Source organism: Streptosporangium sp. NPDC049046 (assembly GCF_040649155.1).
Taxonomy (GTDB): Bacteria; Actinomycetota; Actinomycetes; order Streptosporangiales; family Streptosporangiaceae; genus Streptosporangium.
The window spans coordinates 288905-309041 of the sequence record NZ_JBEZEZ010000010.1; the positions used below are offsets into that span (position 1 = coordinate 288905).

15 protein-coding genes and 3 pseudogenes are annotated in these 20137 nt (G+C 63.0%); 8 read left to right on the plus strand and 10 right to left on the minus strand.

All coding sequences use genetic code 11. The annotated features are described in order from the left end of the window. The first annotated feature begins 56 nt into the window (after positions 1-56). Complete coding sequence (locus AB0B96_RS17085) at positions 57-4985, plus strand: DEAD/DEAH box helicase (RefSeq protein ID WP_362899599.1); 4929 nt, start codon at positions 57-59, stop codon at positions 4983-4985. Positions 4986-5201: 216 nt separating this feature from the next. Here AB0B96_RS17085 and AB0B96_RS17090 read toward each other — a convergent pair whose 3' ends face one another. From AB0B96_RS17090 to AB0B96_RS17105, 4 genes and pseudogenes are all read right to left on the minus strand, one after another. Then, the gene (locus AB0B96_RS17090; RefSeq protein ID WP_362899601.1) at positions 5202-5627 is read right to left on the minus strand and encodes a transposase; all 426 of its coding nucleotides are present in this window, start codon (positions 5625-5627) and stop codon (positions 5202-5204) included. Further along, a pseudogene (locus AB0B96_RS17095) lies at positions 5597-6376 on the minus strand (IS701 family transposase). The gene AB0B96_RS17090 and the pseudogene AB0B96_RS17095 overlap by 31 nt, the downstream one beginning before the upstream one ends. A gap of 268 nt (positions 6377-6644) precedes the next feature. Then, positions 6645-7712 (minus strand): hypothetical protein, encoded by a 1068-nt coding sequence (locus tag AB0B96_RS17100; RefSeq protein ID WP_362899603.1) that lies wholly within the window; start codon positions 7710-7712, stop codon positions 6645-6647. Then, positions 7709-8683 carry a hypothetical protein gene (locus AB0B96_RS17105; RefSeq protein ID WP_362899605.1) on the minus strand — a complete coding sequence of 325 codons (975 nt, stop codon included), beginning with the start codon at positions 8681-8683 and terminating at the stop codon, positions 7709-7711. The genes AB0B96_RS17100 and AB0B96_RS17105 overlap by 4 nt, the downstream gene beginning before the upstream one ends. 539 nt (positions 8684-9222) lie before the next feature. Between AB0B96_RS17105 and AB0B96_RS17110 the strand changes: the two genes are divergently transcribed. After that, positions 9223-9525, plus strand: coding sequence for a transposase (locus AB0B96_RS17110; protein ID WP_362899607.1), 303 nt, complete (start codon positions 9223-9225; stop codon positions 9523-9525). Next, a complete protein-coding gene (locus AB0B96_RS17115; RefSeq protein ID WP_362899609.1) occupies positions 9525-10148 on the plus strand; it encodes an IS3 family transposase in 624 nt (207 codons plus the stop codon). The genes AB0B96_RS17110 and AB0B96_RS17115 overlap by 1 nt, the downstream gene beginning before the upstream one ends. On the opposite strand, the gene AB0B96_RS17120 is transcribed toward AB0B96_RS17115, so the two are convergent. Next, positions 10096-11496: an IS30 family transposase gene (locus tag AB0B96_RS17120; protein ID WP_362899611.1), complete on the minus strand. Its 1401-nt coding sequence runs from the start codon at positions 11494-11496 to the stop codon at positions 10096-10098. The genes AB0B96_RS17115 and AB0B96_RS17120 overlap by 53 nt on opposite strands. 50 nt (positions 11497-11546) lie before the next feature. Here AB0B96_RS17120 and AB0B96_RS17125 point away from each other — a divergent pair. Further along, positions 11547-11831, plus strand: a pseudogene (locus AB0B96_RS17125) (IS3 family transposase); the annotation flags it as partial. A 67-nt stretch (positions 11832-11898) separates the two neighbouring features. Here AB0B96_RS17125 and AB0B96_RS17130 read toward each other — a convergent pair. From AB0B96_RS17130 to AB0B96_RS17150, 5 genes and pseudogenes are all read right to left on the minus strand, one after another. Further along, a pseudogene (locus AB0B96_RS17130) lies at positions 11899-12147 on the minus strand (transposase); the annotation flags it as partial. An 86-nt stretch (positions 12148-12233) separates the two neighbouring features. Next, positions 12234-13745 carry a hypothetical protein gene (locus AB0B96_RS17135; RefSeq protein WP_362899613.1) on the minus strand — a complete coding sequence of 504 codons (1512 nt, stop codon included), beginning with the start codon at positions 13743-13745 and terminating at the stop codon, positions 12234-12236. A gap of 387 nt (positions 13746-14132) precedes the next feature. Beyond that, complete coding sequence (locus AB0B96_RS17140) at positions 14133-15239, minus strand: hypothetical protein (protein ID WP_362899615.1); 1107 nt, start codon at positions 15237-15239, stop codon at positions 14133-14135. Then, positions 15236-15742 (minus strand): DUF4365 domain-containing protein, encoded by a 507-nt coding sequence (locus AB0B96_RS17145; RefSeq protein WP_362899617.1) that lies wholly within the window; start codon positions 15740-15742, stop codon positions 15236-15238. The genes AB0B96_RS17140 and AB0B96_RS17145 overlap by 4 nt, the downstream gene beginning before the upstream one ends. 287 nt (positions 15743-16029) lie before the next feature. Next, positions 16030-16251 carry a hypothetical protein gene (locus AB0B96_RS17150; RefSeq protein ID WP_362899619.1) on the minus strand — a complete coding sequence of 74 codons (222 nt, stop codon included), beginning with the start codon at positions 16249-16251 and terminating at the stop codon, positions 16030-16032. 148 nt (positions 16252-16399) lie between these two features. Here AB0B96_RS17150 and AB0B96_RS17155 point away from each other — a divergent pair, with 148 nt between their 5' ends. The 4 genes from AB0B96_RS17155 to AB0B96_RS17170 all read left to right on the plus strand — a co-directional run bounded on the left by AB0B96_RS17155 (position 16400) and on the right by AB0B96_RS17170 (position 20023). Then, positions 16400-16711: a hypothetical protein gene (locus AB0B96_RS17155; RefSeq protein ID WP_362899621.1), complete on the plus strand. Its 312-nt coding sequence runs from the start codon at positions 16400-16402 to the stop codon at positions 16709-16711. A gap of 361 nt (positions 16712-17072) precedes the next feature. Beyond that, positions 17073-17594, plus strand: a complete 522-nt coding sequence (locus AB0B96_RS17160) for a hypothetical protein (RefSeq protein WP_362899623.1) — start codon at positions 17073-17075, stop codon at positions 17592-17594. Positions 17595-17735: 141 nt separating this feature from the next. Next, positions 17736-18092 (plus strand): hypothetical protein, encoded by a 357-nt coding sequence (locus tag AB0B96_RS17165; protein ID WP_362899625.1) that lies wholly within the window; start codon positions 17736-17738, stop codon positions 18090-18092. Between the two features lie 446 nt (positions 18093-18538). Further along, positions 18539-20023: a DUF1996 domain-containing protein gene (locus AB0B96_RS17170; RefSeq protein ID WP_362899627.1), complete on the plus strand. Its 1485-nt coding sequence runs from the start codon at positions 18539-18541 to the stop codon at positions 20021-20023. The last annotated feature ends 114 nt before the right edge of the window (positions 20024-20137 follow it).

Genomic DNA, 20137 nt, shown 5'->3' on the forward strand with positions numbered 1-20137 from the left:
GGGGCTTACCTGAACATAATGATGAGTTCGACGACAGGCCGATGGAGGCGCCCGGTATGAACCCGCTGGAGCTGGCCGAGCGGTTGCGCGACGACTACCGGCGCTTCACGTGGACCACCTACCCGATCGCGGACCCTAGCCTCAGGGCGCAGTTCGACCGGCTGGTGGACGAGCAGGCGCTGCTGTGGCGCGGGCCGTACCTGTCGGTGCAGCCTCGGTTCCAGCTCGACGCGACTCTTGCGGAACTCGCCGACCGGATCGGCCTCCCCGCCGAGATCGTCAAGGCCTTCCCGAGGGTGGAGCGGCTCTTCACTCACCAGGTCGCGGCCGTTACTCGGCTCCACCGGGGCCAGAACACCCTGGTTGCTACCGGCACCGGCTCAGGTAAGACCGAGTCGTTCCTGATCCCCGTCGTCGCACACGCCTTCGCCAACCGCTACGCGCGCGGGGTGAAGGCCATCCTGCTCTACCCCATGAACGCGCTCGTTAACGACCAGCAGGACCGCGTCGCGGTGGCCTGCCAGGCGCTCGGCCTCAGCTACGGCGTCTACACCGGCGCCACCCCGCAGCATGAGCGCAACCGGCTCCAGGACAACCCGCCCGACATCCTGCTGACCAACTACTCCATGCTGGAGTACATCCTGACCAGGAGAGACGACCGGAAGCTCTTTGGTGACGGCGTCCTGCGTCACATGGTCCTCGACGAGGTGCACACCTACCAAGGTGCGCTCGGAACAGAGATCGCCGGGCTTGTTCGCCGCCTGCGCGGGCACGTCGATGCTTCCGGCCTGGTCTGCGTCGGGCTTTCCGCGACCGTCAGCGCCGGGGGCGATCACGACACGGACCTGCGAAGGACGGCCGACTTCGCGACCCGGCTCTTCGCGTCCCCCTTCGACGTGGATGCGATCGTCGAGGAGACCGCGGTTCCACATCCCGTCCCCGACCTCGGCGCCATCGGTGCCGCCCCCGATCGCCAGCGGCTCCGGGAAGCGCTCGCCGATGGCGGCGACACGGCGCGGCTGCGGGAAGTCCTCGGGGACCCGGAGAAGAGCCCGGTCCTGGACTTCCTCCGGGCTGAGCTGTCCGAGCCGCGGACGATCGCCGAGCTGGTCGAGGCCTTCGCCAGGCTGCCGCACCGATCGGGCTCGGACCTTGCCGCGCTGCACGATGAGGTCGCGGGTTGGCTGCTGCTCGGCGCGGGAACGCACTCACCTGCCGGGCCTCCCGTTCTCGAGGCCAAGGTCCACCTGTTCCTGCGTGGGCTGCCCAACCCCGTGAGGTGTGCGGGGGAAGGTGAACACCTGCTGCTCGACGGGGCGACCACCTGCTCTGTCTGTGATGCTCGGGCTACTACGGCCCTCGGGGTATGTCTCGGGTGCGGCCAGGATTACGATCTTGAGAGCGACGATCCGGAAGGAGCCCCTGTCCGGTACGTCGCACGCCGCCTGATCACGGACGACCCGATGGAGGAACCCGGCCCGCGCAGTCGGGTCTGGTACCCGGAATGCCGGTGCACTGTCTGTGGCGCGAGTGCTGGCGGTCCCACCTGTCTCGGCTGCGGAGCTCCGACCCGCGAGGTGTTCGTCGCGGTGGCCGATCCGGGACGCCCCTTGACGCGCTGTCCTGTCTGCGGGTATGGCCGGCCGAACGGCGGAGCTGTCCAGGGATTCACCGCCCGGACCGCCGCGGCCGTCACCGCGGCTGCGTTCAGCCTGCACACCGGGCTGGCGGAGCAGAGCGAAGACGACATGCTCCGGCGACTCCTGGTGTTCGCCGACTCTCGCCAGGACACGGCCTTCCAGGCCGGCTACACACGTGACAGGTCCCGTGCAGTACGAGTCCGCCGCATGATCGTGGAAAGCCTTCGAGCCCGTGCGAACGCCGGCCAACCGTCTCCGAGCTTTAACGGCCTTGTGCAGGACGTGTTCCAACGTGGCCGGGAAACTGGACTCTACGCCGACCCGGCGGGAGCCGATGCTCGCCAGCGGGCCCTGCGGGTATGCGAATGGGACGTGCTCGGGGAGATCGCCAGCAACGAGCGGCGCCCGCCGTCGCTGGAACGGCTCGGTGTCATCACCATCGGCTACCCCGCTTTGGAACGTCTCGCCGCGAGCGACCTTGGACCGCTCATTGCTCTGCTGGGCTCGGACACCTCCGCCATCAAGTGGATGCTCGCCCGTGTCCTGGACCTGGTCCGGACCAGAGGAGGAGTCGGGCACGAGCTGCTCCGCGCCCGCCTGGACGCGAAGATCGAGGCCGAACTCGTCGAAGCCGGGGCGACCCTGCATGGAGCCGGTGCGGTCACCGGCCTCGGCGAGACCGCAGTCAAGCCGCCAGGATCCGACATCCTGAGCCTGGGTTATAAGGGCTCCGCCGTACGAATCCTCAAGCTCGCCTTCCCGGCGCTCCTCGGCAGCGATGACCAGGAACGGGCCATGCGCACCGCGGTGGAACTGCTCGTCCGTCACGGCCTGCTCACGGATACCTACGTGGGAGCCGGCAGATCGAAGGTACTGCTGCGCCAGGTGGCACCGCAGGAGATCGATATCCGAAACCCCGGCGAGATCCTCTACCGTTGCCGGGCCTGTCGTGTGGTGCATCCTGACCCGTCGCCGCGGAACCGCTGCACCACTTTCAACTGCAAGGGGAAGCCGGAACCCTGGCATGGCGACGACTCCGACCATGAGCGACTGCTGGTCAGCGGCGACGCGCCTCTTGTGGTGAAGGCAGAAGAGCACTCCGGCCAAGTGCCGCTGGAGAGGCGCGAGCAGATCGAGGAGCAATTCAAGAACGGCGGCCTTAACCTGCTCGTCTGCACGATGACCTTGGAACTGGGAGTCGACCTCGGGCAGCTGCTCGCTGTGATCCTGCGCAACGTCCCACCGAGGCCGAGTAACTACGCTCAGCGCGCCGGGCGTGCAGGTCGCCGTGAGGAACGGGTCGCACTGATCGTCACTTTCGCGGGCGGGATGCCACACGACAGCTACTACTACGCGCGTCCCGTCGAGATGATCAGGGGTGCCATCCGCCCACCCGCGTTCCTGCTGGACAACCAGCGCGTCATCACCCGTCACGCCCGTGCCATGGCTCTGGAACTCTGCGGCGAAGACCTCCCCAACTGGATGCAGGACCTGGTCACAACCGACCACGCGGGCACCCTGCAGGGAGTCGAGGACGTCCAGGCCGCCCTCACCCGAGACACCGCGGAGATCGCCGCCCGCGTCTACAGCACGTTCCGGCTCGGGCTGCGAGACGATGAGCTGCCGTGGCTGACGGAGGAGTGGGCCAGATCCGTCGTCGACTCGTGGATCGCCGATCTCGACAAGGCGGTCGAGCCGTACCGGATCCGGCAGAAGACCCTGCTGGAGGAGTGGACGCAGGCGACCAGCCGCGCCGGCCACAAGGACGCGGCCAGGGCGGTCATGAGCATCAGCGCCAGCCTGGAGGCGATGCGCCGGACGGACAGGACCCGTGCCTACGTGCTGTCCTACCTCGGCAACGTGGGATTCCTGCCGTCCTACGCCTTCCCCACGGACACCACCTCCCTGTCGCTGGAGCGGGAGGCGACCGAGCTGGCGCAGGACTCGGTCCAGGCGCTCAAGGACTACGCCCCCGGACAGCTCGTGTACGCCCGGGGCGCCAAGTGGCTGGTCGACCAGGTGGACTTCCGCCGTGCCAACCTCGTCAACTCGGAAGGGGTCGGCGCTCTCGAGTTCGTCAACCTCTGCGCTCGCTGCGACACGGTGAACGCCCCCACCGACGCCCACTGCCTGTCGTGCAACAGCGACGACCTGAACCCCCAGCTCAGTGTGCCCATGCGCGCGATGCGCGCGGTCCGTCGTCAGCGCATCACAGCCGACGAGGAACACCGCGCCCGCTCACCGTTCGACGTCAGCCACCACCTCGGCGCCCCCAACACCGCCGAGACCTGGCTTTTCGAACGGCCCGGGCTGGTGCTCCATTGGGAGCGCGGCGCCGATCTGACCATCCTCAACCGCGGCCGCCTGGCCAAGGATCACCGGGACAGCGAGCGCTTCATCATCTGTACCGGCTGCGGCCTCTGGTTCGACGCTATCCCTGGGCCCAAGCCCACTCAGGCTCAGAAGAACCGGATCAAGTTGCATGATGCGATGTGCCAGAATCAGCGCCTGGAGCCAAGTGTCCTCCAGGTCGACCGGCGTGTCGACTGCCTGCAAATCCTGCCCGACCTGGAAGAGCTCGATATTCCAGGGAATCGGCTGGAGGAGTTCCTCGCCAGCATCCGCGCCGCCCTCGACCTAGGCTGCCGCGTGATCCTCCAGGCGGGGGAAGACGAGGTCGCCGGGTTCGACTGGCCCCGGCCGGATCCAGAGAGCGACGATGCCTCACTGCGCCTCGCGGTCCTCTATGAGGAAGTGCCCGGCGGCGCCGGATACCTCCGTCAGCTCGCCGAGCGCTTCGGCGAAGTCGCGCAGGTGCTCGTCCCGGTCCTCGACGGCTGCTCATGTGAGCGGTCCTGCTATGCCTGCCTACGCTCGTATGGTAATCAGCTGGAAGAGGGTCTTCTGGATCGACGTATGGCTGCGGACTTCCTCCGGCACTTTGCCGGTGCTCCTGACGTTTCCGGCCGCCGGGTCGCTACCTACTCGGATGTCTTCGTCGGGCGTCCGCGTTCAGCCATCGAGCGCCGGTTGGCCATCGCGCTCATGACCGCTGGCGTTCCCCGGGGGCATGCGCAGTACGAGTGGGGCGATCGCGGTTCGACTGACGGCAACCCCCGTCCCGTCACGGTCGCTGACTTCGCCTGGCCGGACCAGCGGGTCGCTGTGTTTTGCGACGGGTGGAAGCACCATCATTCGCCGGAGCGCCAGGCCGCCGACCGGGCGAAGCGGAGTGCGATGGAGGCTGCAGGCTGGACTGTCCTGTCATTCTGGGGAGGCGAGATCGTACGCGACGCGCAACGATGTGCGACAGCGATCGCCGCGCACCTCGTAAAGGAACGATGAGCGTTGTAGCGCAGACAGATAAGGGGGGCGCAGGGCGGGGGCTCGCCCCGAAGTGTGGATACCCGGTTGTCATGCAGCGAGTAGCACCTCATTGATGGTCTGCAGCTCCTAGTAGTGCTTTGTTAGGTGGTTAGGGCGGTTGTTGGTAGCAGGTGGGGCATCGATCTGCCCAGGTGGCCAGCAGGGCCTGGAGCTCTTTGAGGATCATGTGGAGCGTCAGGCCGCGCCGACTGCTTTTGGGCAGCTCATGCGTAGTTCGGTGCACAACAGGTGAGCAGCGCTGACCAAGGTGACGTGGCGGTGCCAGCCGGTCCAGGAACGGCCCTCGAAGTGGTCTAACCCCAGGGCGCTCTTCAGTTCGCGGTAGTCGTGTTCGATACGCCAGCGGATCTTGGCCAAAGTGACCAGTTCGGCCGGCGCGGTGTCGGCGGGCAGGTTGGACAGCCAGTACTTGATCGGTTCACTCTCGTCGCGAGGCCATTGCGCGATCAGGTGGCTGACAGGCAGTGAGCCGTCGGTGGCCGGGTGGGGTTTGCGGCCAGCCACCCGGACCGCCAAGATCACGGACTGTGAGGTCAGGTTTCCCTTCGAGCCGGCCCACCAGGTCAGGGTCACCGCCGCGGTGCGGCCGGCGGCCAGCACGTGCTTGCGCAGGCTGACCGGCTTGGTGCGATAGCGCGGCCGGGGCCGCGGCCCCAGGCCGCGATAGGTGAGCCTCTCAGGTGTCGCATGGGCGGCATGAGCGGTGACCGCGCCCTTGAGACCTGCACCACATAGCCCACACCGCGCTCGGCCAGCGCAGCACGCAGGTGAGCGTTGTCGCCGTATCCGGCATCGGCCACCACCACCGGGGCCTCAGTCCCCAGGCGCTCAGCTCATCAAGCATCTCCACAGCCAGCTGCCACTTGGGGCGATGCCGCTCGGTTGCGGGAATGGCGCAGCGGGCGCGGCGCGCCTCGATCTGCTCAGCTGTCCGAGCATCGGCCGCCTGGGTGTGATCCCAACAAGCGGGCAGGAACAGCCGCCAGTTCAGCGGGGCCGAGACGGCATCGGTGACGGCGTGCACGCTGACGCCGATCTGACAGTTGCCGACCTTGCCCAGCATGCCCGAATACTGCCGGGCCACCCCCGGAGATCCCTTGCCGTCCTTAGGGAAACCGGTGTCGTCGATCACCCACGCCGCCGGGCCGATCACGTCGACCGCGCGCGGCCAAGCGCCGGCGGACCGCGCGGAAGTCCCAGGTGGAGGAGGTGACGAACTGCTGCAGGCCCTGATGATCCCCCCCCAGCTGCTCAGCCATCGGCTGCATCGACTTGCGGCGGCCATCCAGCAGCAGTCCCCGCAGGTAAGTAACTGCCTTGCCCCGCTGATCCGAGCGGACCAGCCACAACAGGCTGACCTAACAAAGCCCTACTAGTCCCCGCTTCAAATCCATATCCTCGCCAAACAAGGGCGCGTCCCATCCGGTTAGAGAGCGCCCGATCTAGGACATTTAGCAACAAAGAGCCGATGCTAATAGTGCATGCCGTAGCAGCAGGACAGCATTTTCCTTGATATTGATGTCAAAATCTCAGGAGGGTCAGTGGTGAGTTGGCAGGGAACTCGGCCCCGCGAGAATATCTACTCCACTGTTTTGATTCGATTTAACGCCGATTCTTCTATAACGAGGAGCTCGCCAACGGCGAAGCTTGTAGAGCAGCTTGAAGCTCGGGGTCAGTGAAGGAAAGTGCGGCATCAAATCGATGTTGAAGGTTACTAACTAGACGAGCGATCGTATTACCGCAGCCATTGTTTCTAAGGTAGACGCGCATCCATTGCTCACCGATATCGAAGGAGAGCTGCTCGCCTACATGCAGGTCAACAGCTTCTATTTCGGCCTCGTTACCAGAAACCTGAGCGATTCCCCACAAGCGAAATGGGTCGCGAGAAGAAAATAGCTCATCAATGAATACTTCGAGATCTGGTATCGGGCGAGAGAACCGAATGCCAATTGGTCCGCCTGTCGGCCGTGCACCGGCATCTGGATCGTTCTCATTGAGATGATGCCAGCAGATAGATTTCTGCTCGGCCAGCGTCACTAGGTTCCGGTATCGATCGACGATGTTCTGCACGAATTGAAAATGCAATTCGAGCGAGTCTCCAGACACGGCAAAACGCCCTCTCCGGTTCACGCCTTCCCGAATTATTCCGAATGCTTCATCTTCTACAACGACTTCAACAGCATCGTAAGCCGCTGCGGCTCGCAGACCTTCTTCATGAAGAAATCTGTCTAGGAGTACAGCGCCTCGCCCTGAAGCCTGTAGTTTGAGATCATCGAACTCCGATGAGGTTCCACCTAGTAACTTTGTACCCTCAAACTTGGTGCGAGTCTTACGTCGCTGCGCCCCTGGCCATGGATCACGCAAATGTTCTGAAGGTAGCCACAGCCAGTCGAGGTCTCGGCGATTGCTGACCTGCTTATTTAGGTACGAGCCGGCCACATCTGTCGGCATATCCGTGTGAAAACTCCAGAACCGATCATCGAGCTGGTCCACCCAGAAGATACCTTCAGCTGTACTGAGCTTAAACAAGTAAGCATCATCGGTAGCAGTAAGGCTTTCCATGTCAGAAAATTCGGCGAGAAGGGCAGCCGGCTCACCCTTTGGATGTGCCTCCAAAACAAAGGTTTTAGTCGGCGAACTCGCATTCATAGCGAGGAACTCGGCCATCTGCGTGCGGGCGGTCATGGAGTCTCCTCAGCTTGCTCTTCGCGACTGCTGCGCGTCCCTTCGTCCGCCTTGTCCAGCTCTTCCAGAAGGTTCATCTGGCCCTCTATGATAACCGACCTTCTGCGACTACGTCTCGATTGACCTGGACGAACGAGTGCTTGGTAGCCCTGCGTGCGCCCTCGTGGGTCGTTAGCCTCCGGGGTTCTCAGCAACGTCACCCATCCATCACGGTTGGGAGGGGGGCCGTGGTACTCGAAGGTCGAGGCGTCCCGCTCGGCGATACGCCTCGCCGCTTCGCCCACCTTCCGCTTTAAGGCAGTCTGGGCCGTTCGGCCGAACAGTGCGAAGTGTCGGATGGACTGCTCGGTTAGGGCAGCGAGGCTGATCTCCGTCAGGCTTTGGGCCAAGGCTGCAACCAGAGCCGTCTGGACGTACGGCTCGATGATCTCTACGCTTGATTCTGCATCGAAGGGAACATGACGCGAGGGCGAGGCTACTAGCCTCACTGGCGTTCTGAAGATCGAGCGCAATGGTTCCTGGATTGCGCTTCCTTCCAAAAGGATCTTGTCATCATGGACCGCCAGTATCGGAAATGTTACCTGAGCGGCGTCCAGCCCTAGTCGTATCCGATCAACATGCTGCCCGAGACAGGCATAGATCACGTCCAGTGTAGGTGGCACCCGCTGATGCAGATCGATGTAGGCGTTACGAACGACGTCAACAGGGTCCAGCTCGGCATACCTAGCGCACTGCTCGTTTTCTATGTTTCCCCCGCACTTGGACTCAATCGCCAAGACATGACCTGTGTCCCCATTTGCTAAGACCACGTCCACGACTACTGAGCGTCGCGGCTTCCCTACGGGCACTTCAAGACCCGCCACACGATAACCCTGATCAGCAAGAACGGCGGGATTAATGCCGTCTGGCGTAGCAAGACTGATCATCGCGTTGATCGGTATGAGGCGACTCTCCACCAAGTCCTCTCCCATGGGGCGGGGGATGCGAGAGACAATACGCGCAACTGCCAACCTTGTCCCTACCTAGATCGTCTCATATTGTCACCAATGTTTCATGCCGCTAGCTATGGCCAGCCCACCTCCTGCTCATCCATGGACTGGGCATGTGGGCGACAGGTGTACAACCGGTACATATCGGCATCCAGGCAGCGTTCGGGGGTCGTAGTACGCTCCGTTCGCAAAGTGCCCGAATCAACCTTTTCCAACCTGAAGTTGCAGGTCACGAGGCAGGCATGGGACGGGACAGGGTGCTCGGGCTGGCCAAGACCTTGATCGTTAGCAGGTGATCGTTCGTCAGCGGGAGATTCAACCGACACTCGGATCGTGCTGCTCTTTCGTGCGTCCTACCAGAGGGCGGACGGTCCCGCGACGACCCAGCCAGCGTCGGTAGGCTTGACCCAAAGTTCAATGACACCTCGATTATTTGCGCGCGGTAGGTAACTGATGTACTCCGGCTTTCGTGGAGTCGCTTTGGTTGACTTACATGCCTCCGCCCCCTTGGAGAGGCCGGCATGTCAAGGAGATACTCCCCCGAGTTTCGTCGTAAGGTCCTGGACCTGTTGAAGGCCGGTCGAACCGTCCGCCAAGTGGCCTCCGATCTACAGATCAGCGACCAGACGATCTACAACTGGCGCGAGCAGGAGCTGATCGACACCGGTCAGAAACCTGGCCTGACTTCGTCGGATCACACCGAGCTGGTCGCGGCTCGGCGCAAGATCGCTGAGTTGGAGACCGAGCTGATCGTGACCAGGCGCGCTGCCGAGCTGTTGAGAGAGGCGGTGCCCCCAAAAGGCGGTTCGAGGCCATCGCGGTAATGGCTGCCGAAGGACTGCCTATCGAGGTCTGCTGCCGCATCTTAAGCGTCTTGGAGTCGGGCTTTTACGCCTGGCGAGACCGGCCGCCTTCAGCTCGGGCGCTCCGGCATGCCTGGCTGACCGACGAAATCCGGAAAGTGCACGCCGCATCCAACGGCGTCTACGGCGGCCTGCGGGTGCACGCCGAGCTCACCATGGGGCGAGGCATCGCGGTCGGGCATGGAGCGGTGGCCATGCTGATGCACCGGGCCGGCATCAAAGGCCTGCCCGGCAACCGGCGGCGTCGGCCCATCCCGCAAACACCCACCGTCGCGGACCTGGTCGACCGCAGATTCGCCCGCATTGCGCCGAACCAGCTGTGGGTCACCGACATCACCGAACACCCCACCCGCGAGGGCAAGGTCTACTGCTGCGTCGTGCTGGACGCCTACTCTCAGCGCGTGGTGGGCTGGTCCATCGACTCGACGCAGGCCGACACGTTGGTCACCAACGCGCTCGGCATGGCAATCGGCAACCGCACTCCGTCGCCTGGAACACTGATCCACTCCGATCACGGGGTGCAACCTGGGTTCAAGCGGTCGTCGCAACACTGCTGCTCAGCAGCGAGTTTAGGTGATCGCTGAAGGCTTCTGCCGGGGTCTTCCATCCGAGGGTCTTTCGGGGTCTGGTGTTGAGCGTGAATGCCACGGCCGTCAACTCCTCGGCACCCCATCGTGAGAGATCGGTGCCCTTGGGAAAGTACTGGCGCAGCAGGCCGTTGGTGTTCTCGTTGGTGCCACGCTGCCAGGGGCTATGGGGATCGGCGAAATAGACCGGCAAGCCGGTGTCGATGCGCAGTTGGGTGTGCTGGGCCAGTTCCGTTCCCCGGTCCCAGGTCAGTGAGCGGCGTAGCTGCTCGGGAAATCCGGTGATCTCTTTGGTGATCGCGTCTCGCACGGCGTGGGCGCCGCGGCCGGCTAACGCCGGCCCGTTGTGCACGCGCTCTTGGATGCCGTAGCCCTCCATCCGGGGCAGGTGCAACAGCAAGGTGAACCGTGTCATGCGCTCCACCAGGGTGCCGATCGCCGACCGGCCAGTGCCGATGATGAGATCACCTTCCCAGTGACCCGGGACCGCGCGATCTTCGGCCTCGGCGGGCCTGGCGCTGATCAGCACCTCGGCACTCACGTGGCCACCGACTTTGTCTCGTGCGCGTGCACGCGGCACCCGCAGTGCACGCCCGGTACGCAGACAGGCAACCAACTCCCGCTTGAGCGCTCCTCGCCCCTGGATGAACAAGGCCTGATAGATCGCCTCGTGTGAGATCCGCATGCTGTCATCCTCGGGAAAATCGACCTTCAGCCGATGGGTGATCTGTTCCGGACTCCACGACCTCGCCCAGCGGCGATCCTGACGCCGAGGTTTGTTACGCCCCTTCCACGACGTCGTCTGTGGTCCCGCCACCGGCGTGCCGTCCGGCTGGCGGACCTGTCCGGCCAGCTGCTCCTGCACATACTCAAGCAACCGCTGGTCGGCCACCAGTTTCGCGGTCTTGGGCCGGCGGGCTCGACACTCGGCGTGCCACTGCGCGACCGTCGCACGGTATTCCACGGCATAGGTTCGCGTTGAGGCGTTGCGCCGGATCTCGCGGGAGATCGTCGACGGTGACCGCCCCAAACGCCGCGCGATCTCGCGCACGCCGACCTTCCGGGCGCGGCACAGCGCGATCTCTTCCCGTTCCGCGAACGACAGGTAACGGCCCGACACCGTCGGGGTAAGGCAGGGTCTCACCCCGCCAGCCTGGCGAAACCAGCGCGTCCCCACCGTCGGCGACACGCCGATCCCTACTGCCGCCTCCTGCGAGCTCACCCCCCGAGCGATCGCGTGCCAAAATCGCACGCGATCCTCACGCCAGGCGACCGTCGGCCGCCCCGGCGAGGGGATCTGACCGCGATACAACCGGACAGCCTGCTGCTTCTTGCCCAGGCCCATTCAGCAACACCTCCAACGACGAAGTGTTGCGAGCACCGCTTGAATCCACCCAATTCACCTCCTGGGCCTTTACCCAGCGCGCCAAAGCCTACGGTCTGGTCCCCTCCATGGGCTCGATCGGTGACTGCTTTGATAACGCGGTCATCGAGTCGTTCTGGGGAGGGATGCAGACCGAACTGCTCAACCGCAAACGATGGAAGACCCGGATCGAGCTGGCAAATGCGATCTTCGAGTACCTGGAGATCTTCCACAACCGGCAACGACGCCACAGCGCCTTGGGGATGCTCACCCCCATCGAGTACGAGATGCTCTACCCGAACGCCCAGCTGGCATGAGAGTCAACCAAGCCAACTACACCAAACTCGGGATACATCACAATCCCGGCGCGGTTCAACCTTCGGTACGACGGACCCGTTGGCGCAGCACATCCAGGATCTGCTGGGTCACGCCGTGCTCTTCCCGGCGGGAGAAGTGCCAGTAGACCGTCTGCCAGGGCGGGAAGTCAGCCGGCAGTTTTCGCCAGGCGCAGCTGGTAAGCACGACATATAAGATCGCGTCCACGATCTCTCGTCGTGGATGTTTATCCGGGCGGCCGTCCCAGTGCGAGACGGGTAGCAACGGCTCGATCAGCGCCCACTGCTCATCGACCAGATCCGAGGGATAAAAATCGCCGTCGCGTCATACCTCGCCCGTACCCCGTCGTAGGACGGTCTCACGATCACCTCTCAAACACCCCCTTAGTTAGCAATCCGTATGGAGATGCTGAGCAAGTGAAGAGGACTTGTTCGACTGTTGCTTCCGTCCGCAATGGAAAGTATTTCAGAATTGGAGCTGGCAACCCACATACCAAGGAGTACGTCGCATAGATAGTGCCCAAGCTGGATTCCAACATGGCGAATATCGCTATATCGGACGGTGAAAGATCCTGCATTCTGCTTGCCTCGCCCATGACGCAGCGCCATTAGCATCTTCGCGGGAACGACATGTACGGTACCGTCCTGGGCGATCATCCAATACACGGCTGTTGCACTACAGCGAAGCAGATCTTCGAGCTGACCGATAGCGACGACCCAGGAATCCGCACCCGGGCCAGGTTCACGCAATAGGTTCGACTTCTTTACCTGAATAAGGTCACCAAATCTAATTCTAGCGTACGAAGGTATCTCGACGGAGACAACAATACCGATATCGGCGCCGATCTTACTTTCCTCCTTTTTGGGCACCGTTCGGCGCTCGACCTCGATCCTGGGTTTGGAACTGAATGGTCCGGCCAAAATAATTGCAGCATGTACTGCCTCGATATGTTTGGCTAGTCGCGCGAGCAGGTTCTGCGTAAGACCTTCTTCTTCAGCGGCTCCATCTGCCGCAACGACATCAGCGAATTCTTGGACAGCCCGATATGAGGCACCACGAAGCATACTTTCGACATCTGGATCACCCAACCAAGTGGCCGACGGCGCCTCTAGAGGACGGGGAAACAAATGCCGACGCTGATCTAGTAGCTTTGCCGCAGCATCCAGTAACCATTCTTGACTCATGACAGGGTCGATGCCATTTGCGACCGCCTCGATACCTCGTGCCCTAAGTTCCATTCGACCTGACGACGAACCAACAATGTCTTTAAGGCAATCAGCGATTGCTGGGTGGCGCTCTCTCAACCACAACGTCATCGTGATATCAAGGTCATTTAGAGAAGGGCCTACAGTCAAGACCCAGGGTAAGGATTGAGTCCAACTATCTGGACGATTTTCAACCTCCCGCTCGAGCGAGCGAAGCTGTTCGACTCGCTCTATCTTATAATTATGTGGCAGGAAGGCAATAACCGCCAAGGTGTGCCATAGTGTGGCGATATGGTACACCTGTGGCGTCAGTTCTGCTGTTAGCCGAAGCTCAGAATCATCCTCATATGGCAAGTGCCAAGTTCTGAGTTTCAAGGCACGCCGAGTGCATTCAGCGTCTATCAGCCCTTGGACAATTCCAAACACGACAGGCAAGCAACTTACGGCTAGCTCGCCAAGAAGACGGTCGAGCGAGATTACCCAACACACTATATCTGGTACCGAATTCGATTTGAGTACTTCCTCGGGCAGCTCGTGCAGCAGAGCGTCCTCAAATAGCTGTGGACTAGCACAAAGTAAGACCCTCAAATCGTCAGCGATAGCAGCGTTTTCGCCTGTAGGACTCAGTTCATCGGGAGATCGATAATAGATACCACGTAGCAGCTGTATGATTTTTTCCTGATCAGTCATGTTTCCCCTAAGGCCGACAGTTTAAATAACATCATGAATTAATGCTGGAACACGGCATACTATATCTCTCGTCTCGCGTATATAGCACCTCGACACCGTCTACCGAAAAGTAGAGCACGCCTCTGTCGTCCAGGTAGAGGCAACCCGGTTTATGTCTTGGTGGGCACCGTGCACCGAATGAAGGGATTGGGGTTCCAGTGCATAGCCGTGACCGGGGTTGGCGAAGGTGCGGTGCCTGCTCTCTCAGCTGTGACTGCCGAGAATGTCGCCAAGGCGGCGCACGTCGCTGACCTCCAGCGTGAACGATGCGTTTTGTTCGTCGCTTGCACACAGGCGTGGGAGGAACTCCTGGTTAGGTGGACTGGAGCGCCGAGTTCATCCTTTCTGTCAGCCGATGACTTCCATATCGGCGCGATCGGGGCGCATCTCCAGACGCTTGCCATTGGTAGTGAGGCGTCCGCTGACACGTACGGTGGCTCGCTGGTAATGGAGAACGCCGGCTCTCTCATACTGAGCGCGATTCACGACCACCCAGATCGCACGAGCAAGGGAGCCCGAAGATGAAGTCTGCAACTCACCGCGGATTTTGATGCGTGGAGCTTCGACACCGTCATCGTGGAGAGCCTCAATGACACCGGTGACAGTGGCTTGGCCAATCCGAGACAGGTCTCTCAGCTGTTTGGCGGTCTGACTCAGCACTCCGGCCATAGTCGCGCTGAAGCCGATTGTCTCGCGGGCGGGTGCGTTCAGCCCGCGAGCCCAGCTGACGGAAACAGAGAATGGGCGGTCAACGCCATGACCGGCCAGCCCGCTGATAGCTTCACAGAGATCGGCTGAGACGCCTTGCTCGACGTAGTCTTCAATGACATCAAAAGAAGCCGTTCCCCGAATCACCTGAGAACAAGCCGTTTTCGCAGATCGGAGTGCCTTGTCCAAGGCGACCAGAACCTGTCTGCCAAATGGATCGGTTTCCTCCTCCTCGAAAAGTGAAGCCTGGACCGCACGTGAAGCTAATGGAATGCGAGCTGTAAAAATATAGCTCCCCGGCTTGCTTGCCCCTAGGCGAACACCACCGAGAAAGTCCTGTACTGCACCGCTGCGTCGTCCGGTGAAGATAAGCCGAGGTCCCTCTTCGACCGTCCGCGCGGCGGTGTCCAGCAGCTCACAGATGCTGTCGATCGCTCGCACTCCGGAGAGAAGCGGAATCGTTCCCGACGGGGTGTCCGGCTGAGTTCGAATATCGAGAGTGTCGACCAGTGGTTCCGCGATGTCGAGCAAGACCTCTTCGGCAGTACGGTCTTCCAGTGCAGCCAGCTTCGCGACCGCCTCAGCGAGCAACTCGTCATCGTCCGGGTACTCCCGTTGTGGAGGTATCAGCAGACGGGTATTGGACCCTTGCCAGACCTGAGCGCCTCGCCACGTCCCCTCATTTCGCCAACCGCGGCTGGCAAGGTAGCCGGTTAGGCTGGCCGGTTCGATAGCCAGCTCGTTCACAGGGCCACCTCCGCCAGCGTCGGATCCAGCAGACCTCTCAACCTCTTGACAGTGAGTAGGTTCTCCTTCGGAACTCGTACGGTAACGGTCCCGTTGCATCGTGGACTCTCGATCCTGACGCGATCAGCCAGAGAAAGCCAGTAAGCAGCGTGGCTAAGCACAAGACCGTTCTTATTGCCCCTGACGTACTTCTCCGCATCGTCTGGGACGATGACCAGGAAAAGAAAGCGAGGAATCCGGCGCTCACCGCCAGCGAGCGCGTTGAACCTCTTCTCGGTCAGTCTCGGATAGATCCAGTTATCGTCATCGCCCTTGGGCTTAGCCCATGTCTTGACCTGGACGCGCATCGCGGGGAAGTCACCGCCGATCTCGACCGGCGCAGAGATGTCGAAGTCGACGCCGGTGCAATCTGGCGTGAGAGAGCTTGCCTGAAGTCCTGCCGCCGCGGCCAGCACTTGCACGAAGCACTCGCCATACCAGCCCTGGTGATTGTTCTTGTCCAAGCACCACTCGCAGGCCAGGGAAGCCTCCTTATCGACAGCGGCCGCCCCCAACCCGCCGAATAAAATGATCTACGATCACGATAGCAGCGCTGAAACCATTGGGGAATGGCCAGATCTGCAACGGCCAGCGTCAATCCATGATCGCGATTCTCGCCCGCCCCGCGGTGACGCGGTCGACGCGGGACACACGCGGGATGATCATGCGAACGGCGAGTGCCATCGAAAGTGTTCTCGCAGGTCATCCCTAATGCGGAAGCAATACCGGCCACGCTCTCCTAAAGCGGGTGTCACTTGGCCCCCTGAAGCCTCATAGCCCACTTGTCGAAGTCATCGCGGAGATAAGCCGGGTCAACAGGCTTGAGGCGGATCTGTGGTCGGTCGTCCATCCACCAGATCTCGAACTGGGTCACGGTTTCAGGCGCTGGCCAGCGCTCAGCGTCGTGCGGCAGCAGGAGGACGTCTACGAAGCCGACCACGGGGAGGTGGAGGTCTACGAAGATTCCGGTCACTCCGGCAGGCCACGGAGCGGGCAGGACGGTTCCTTGTAGTCTCTGCCCGAGCATGAGCTGTGGCCGGAGCTGGCGCCAGGCTTCTGTGCTCACGGGTGCCCTCTCGTCTCCGGCCAGGGTAACGCGGTTCGGAGAGGAAGCTGATGAAGTGAGGTATTTCCGGCGAGGGTGGGACGAGGACCGTGGAGACGAGTATGCGAGTTGGGGGACGTCCACGTTCTATCTGGCGCTCGATGACGAGGGGTACGGCCATGTGCAGGTCGAGGTCTACGCCGACGGCACGGTGATCGCCTACGACGCGGAGCACGACGAGGACCGGTACGGCGGCTTGACCTACGCTCAATTGGATCTCGATGAGTTCGCTCCGTATGAGATCGGCAAGCGGGAGTTCTTCGAAGAGTTAGGCCGTCTGCGCCCGATGAACCTACGGGCTGATCGGCCGTGGCTACCTGGTCGATGAGGTGCCTTGTTCCGTCGCTGTTCCGTGGGAGCGTCGAAACCAGCAAGAAGTGACGCGAGATGTCCACAGGCGTAATCCCTGCTCAGCGACATGATCGACCCGTTTTCGCAAGTGATGGTACCCGGCATCCGAGATCATCCAGATCTACGAGGGCAGGGCACACCCAGGGCACATGGGCACGAGAAACAGCGCGAAACGACGAGAACCAGCGAAAGCCAAAAGCCCAGCTCAAAACGCCTCCTAGAAGATCACCACAGGTCAGTCGTCATGGCGGATCAAATCTCGATGTTCTGAAAAGGATGCATATTGCATCTGATGTGCTATTTGCATCGGACGGATCGGCGTTCTGGCAGGTCGTGTGGTGTCTTCCGACATCGAGGACTGGATCAGCCATCTGCTGTCACGTCCGCGGCCACCGGCGCACTCGACGGTCCGTAACCACCAGCGTGAGCCGGCGTTGTTCTGCGAGTATCCGATCGATCCGCGCTATGGGCGGGCCGAGCAGTGCGAGCAGCATCTCGATACGCACCCGGTGCAGCTCTGCCATGAGTGGAACACCGCACGCCATCGCTCGTCCTGTGAGGGCCGTCCGCAGGTGCGGCCGCTGACCCGCTCTGAGCTCCAGCGGTTCTTCGATCATCTCGACGAGCGGGTGGTGCAGATCCGTGCCCGGGGTCGTAAGGGCTGGTTGACCGCGTTTCGCGACGCCATCCTGTTCAAGGTCGTTTATGGCTGGGGTTACGCCGAGGGGAGGCCGCCATGCTCGATCTGGCCGATTTCGGCCGGAACCCTCGGGCTGGTGAGTTCGGCACCTATAGGGCCTGTTGCGTCCGCTACGACAAGGCGGTCAACGGGTCGCCGCCTCGGCGGCGCACCGTGCTGACGATCTGGCAGTGGGCCGCCGAGGCCTTGGCCGAGTACGTCGAAGACATCCGCCCCCGCAAACGCTTCACTATTTTCCGAACCACGGTGCGCATATGGGAGACGAGGCTAGAGTGGCCGAATTCTCCAGGAAAGGATCATCATGCTCAGCATTGTCCGGCGTCCTGTCCTTGTAGGCGCGCTCGCGATGAGCCTCGCCGTGGCCACCGTCGGCTTCGCACCTCCCTCGGCTGCGGCGACACCGCCGTACGGACTCCTCAAGCTGGTCTTCAGGTGTGCCCACGTGGGGGGCGTGTCGGTTACGGTCGCGGGTCCGGGGGTCGCGGGCAGCGCGCGCGACGATAACGGCACGTACTACTTCCGGGGCCGGCCCGGCGCCTACCGGGTGAAGCGCCTCGCGAACGGACGGATCGCACCGAGATCCAGGCTCATCCAGATCCCGAAGTTCTCGACCCGCACCGTCAATGTCTGCTCCCTCAAGTGGCCCGGGCGCCCGTGACCCTGGGCCGCCTTTCTTGATCTCGCCCTCGCCGGTGCCCCTCTATCGGGCTCCCACGATCACTCTCGGGTGCGGGTGGGCCGCACCGGTTCCGGCGACTCTCGGCCGCCGGTCACATTTGCCCCGTTCTGGGCTTCGTCGATGCGCGTCCGATTGTCGACGATCTCCATCAGGCGGGGCCGTAGCCGTACTGCCAGACGAGCACCACCGCGCCCATGGTGGCGCCGATACGAAACCTTCCTCGTGCCATTCGGGGCGGTCTGTGGCCGGAGGGAGTTCGACCCCCGCGAGTCCGGCCGGGCACGGAACGGGCAACAAAAGTTTCGGGCTTTCCCGAAGTTTTCGTTGTCCGCTCGTGGCCTGGGGGTCTCCTGTGTGGCGGCACATGCGAGCGCCGCCAGACGTCCCCTCCGAGATTCCCCAACAGGACAAGGACTTCATTCACTATGAGCACAACCGCCTCGCGCGGCATCCGAGCCGGACGCGGGTCCGTCGTACGCCAGGTCCGCCGCCTGTCGCTGGCCGGTGTTCTCGTCGGCCTCCTGGGCGCCTCCATGGTGAGCGTCACCTCTCCGGCCGCCGCGGCCGAGGTGCCCCTCTCGCAGGGCCGTACCGCCACCGCCTCCTCGGCGGAGCGCGGTGACCTGTCGGCCGCGGCCGCCGTCGACGGCAAGGCCGGCACCCGCTGGGGCAGCAAGTTCAGCGACCCACAGTGGCTCGCGGTCGACCTCGGCAGGTCCACCGCCATCAAGAAGATCGTCATCAACTGGGAGAACGCCTACGCGACGGCGTTCCAGATCCAGACCGCCGCCGGCGGTAACGGCCCCTGGAAGACGGTGCACAGCACCACGGCGGGCAAGGGCGGCGTCCAGACCATCAACCTGTCGGCCACCGGCAGGTTCGTACGGCTGTACGCGACCAAGCGGTCCGGCCGGTACGGCGTCTCGCTGTGGGAGTTCCAGGTCTTCGGCACCGGCTCGGGCACCACGAACCCGACCCCGACTCCCACCTCGACCCCGAAGCCGACCACCACCGCGACGCCCAAGCCGACGTCCAGCGCCACCCCGACCACCACCGCGCCCGCCGTCGGCTGGGTGCCGGTGAACCAGGCCGCGTGGAAGAAGGCCCTGGACGTCTACAACAAGGTCGCGCCCCAGGCGGTCCCCGCGGGAATCGTGAGGGTCCCCGAGTTCCACACCAACTGCACGGTGGCCAACGAGGCCAAGGACGACCCGATCGTGCTGCCCGGCCTCGTCGGCGCCTCCCACCTGCACACCTTCTTCGGCCCGAAGGTGTCGGCGAACACCACGACGGAGGACCTGCTCAAGAGCGCCACGACCTGTGACGCTCCTGGGGACAACAGCGCCTACTGGGCACCGACCCTGCTGAAGAACGGCAAGCCGGTCCCGATGAAGAACTTCCGCGTGTACTACGGCTCCCGGCTCAAGGACCCGTCGGAGGTCGTGCCGTTCCCGCCTGGCCTGCGCGTGGTGCAGGGCGACGCGAAGCGGCAGGTGGCGACGCCGAAGGGTGCCTCCGGCCAGTTCTGGTGCGCCGGCAGCGCGGAGACCGGCCGTAGCGCCGACGGCAACTGGCCCGTCTGCGCCCCGGGCGGCAACCTGATCTACCAGCTGACGTTCCAGGATTGCTGGGACGGCAAGCACATCGACTCGCCCGACCACAAGTCGCACATGGGGCCGGCCAAGAACGGCACGTGCTCCGGTGACTACCCGGTCGCGGTCCCCAACCTCTCGTTCATGCTCGGCTACGACTCCCTCGGCGGTGACGGCCTGGCGCTGTCGTCGGGCCTGCCGTCCTCGATCCACGGGGACTTCATGAACGCGTGGACGCCGGAGACGCTCGGCGCGCTCGTGAAGGTCTGCCTCAACGCGAAAGCCAAGTGCGGCACCACGCCGGGTTGGGGTCGCTGACCGATCCCCGCCACCACCTCGCATGACATGCCGTGCCGGTGGCCCCGCGTCCCGCGCGCTGGAGCGCGAGGAGCCGTGGGGCGTCTGGGGCGGCGAGCTTGTTCTGCGGGGGGC

Excerpts from the sequence above, each read along its gene's own strand:
- AB0B96_RS17085 (WP_362899599.1), top strand. The coding sequence starts at position 57 with ATGAACCCGCTGGAGCTGGCCGAGCGGTTGCGCGACGACTACCGGCGC.
- AB0B96_RS17100 (WP_362899603.1), bottom strand. The coding sequence starts at position 7,712 with ATGACCGCCCGCACGCAGATGGCCGAGTTCCTCGCTATGAATGCGAGT.
- AB0B96_RS17105 (WP_362899605.1), bottom strand. The coding sequence starts at position 8,683 with ATGGGAGAGGACTTGGTGGAGAGTCGCCTCATACCGATCAACGCGATG.
- AB0B96_RS17110 (WP_362899607.1), top strand. The coding sequence starts at position 9,223 with ATGTCAAGGAGATACTCCCCCGAGTTTCGTCGTAAGGTCCTGGACCTG.
- AB0B96_RS17115 (WP_362899609.1), top strand. The coding sequence starts at position 9,525 with ATGGCTGCCGAAGGACTGCCTATCGAGGTCTGCTGCCGCATCTTAAGC.
- AB0B96_RS17120 (WP_362899611.1), bottom strand. The coding sequence starts at position 11,496 with ATGGGCCTGGGCAAGAAGCAGCAGGCTGTCCGGTTGTATCGCGGTCAG.
- AB0B96_RS17135 (WP_362899613.1), bottom strand. The coding sequence starts at position 13,745 with ATGACTGATCAGGAAAAAATCATACAGCTGCTACGTGGTATCTATTAT.
- AB0B96_RS17165 (WP_362899625.1), top strand. The coding sequence starts at position 17,736 with ATGCTCAGCATTGTCCGGCGTCCTGTCCTTGTAGGCGCGCTCGCGATG.
- AB0B96_RS17170 (WP_362899627.1), top strand. The coding sequence starts at position 18,539 with ATGAGCACAACCGCCTCGCGCGGCATCCGAGCCGGACGCGGGTCCGTC.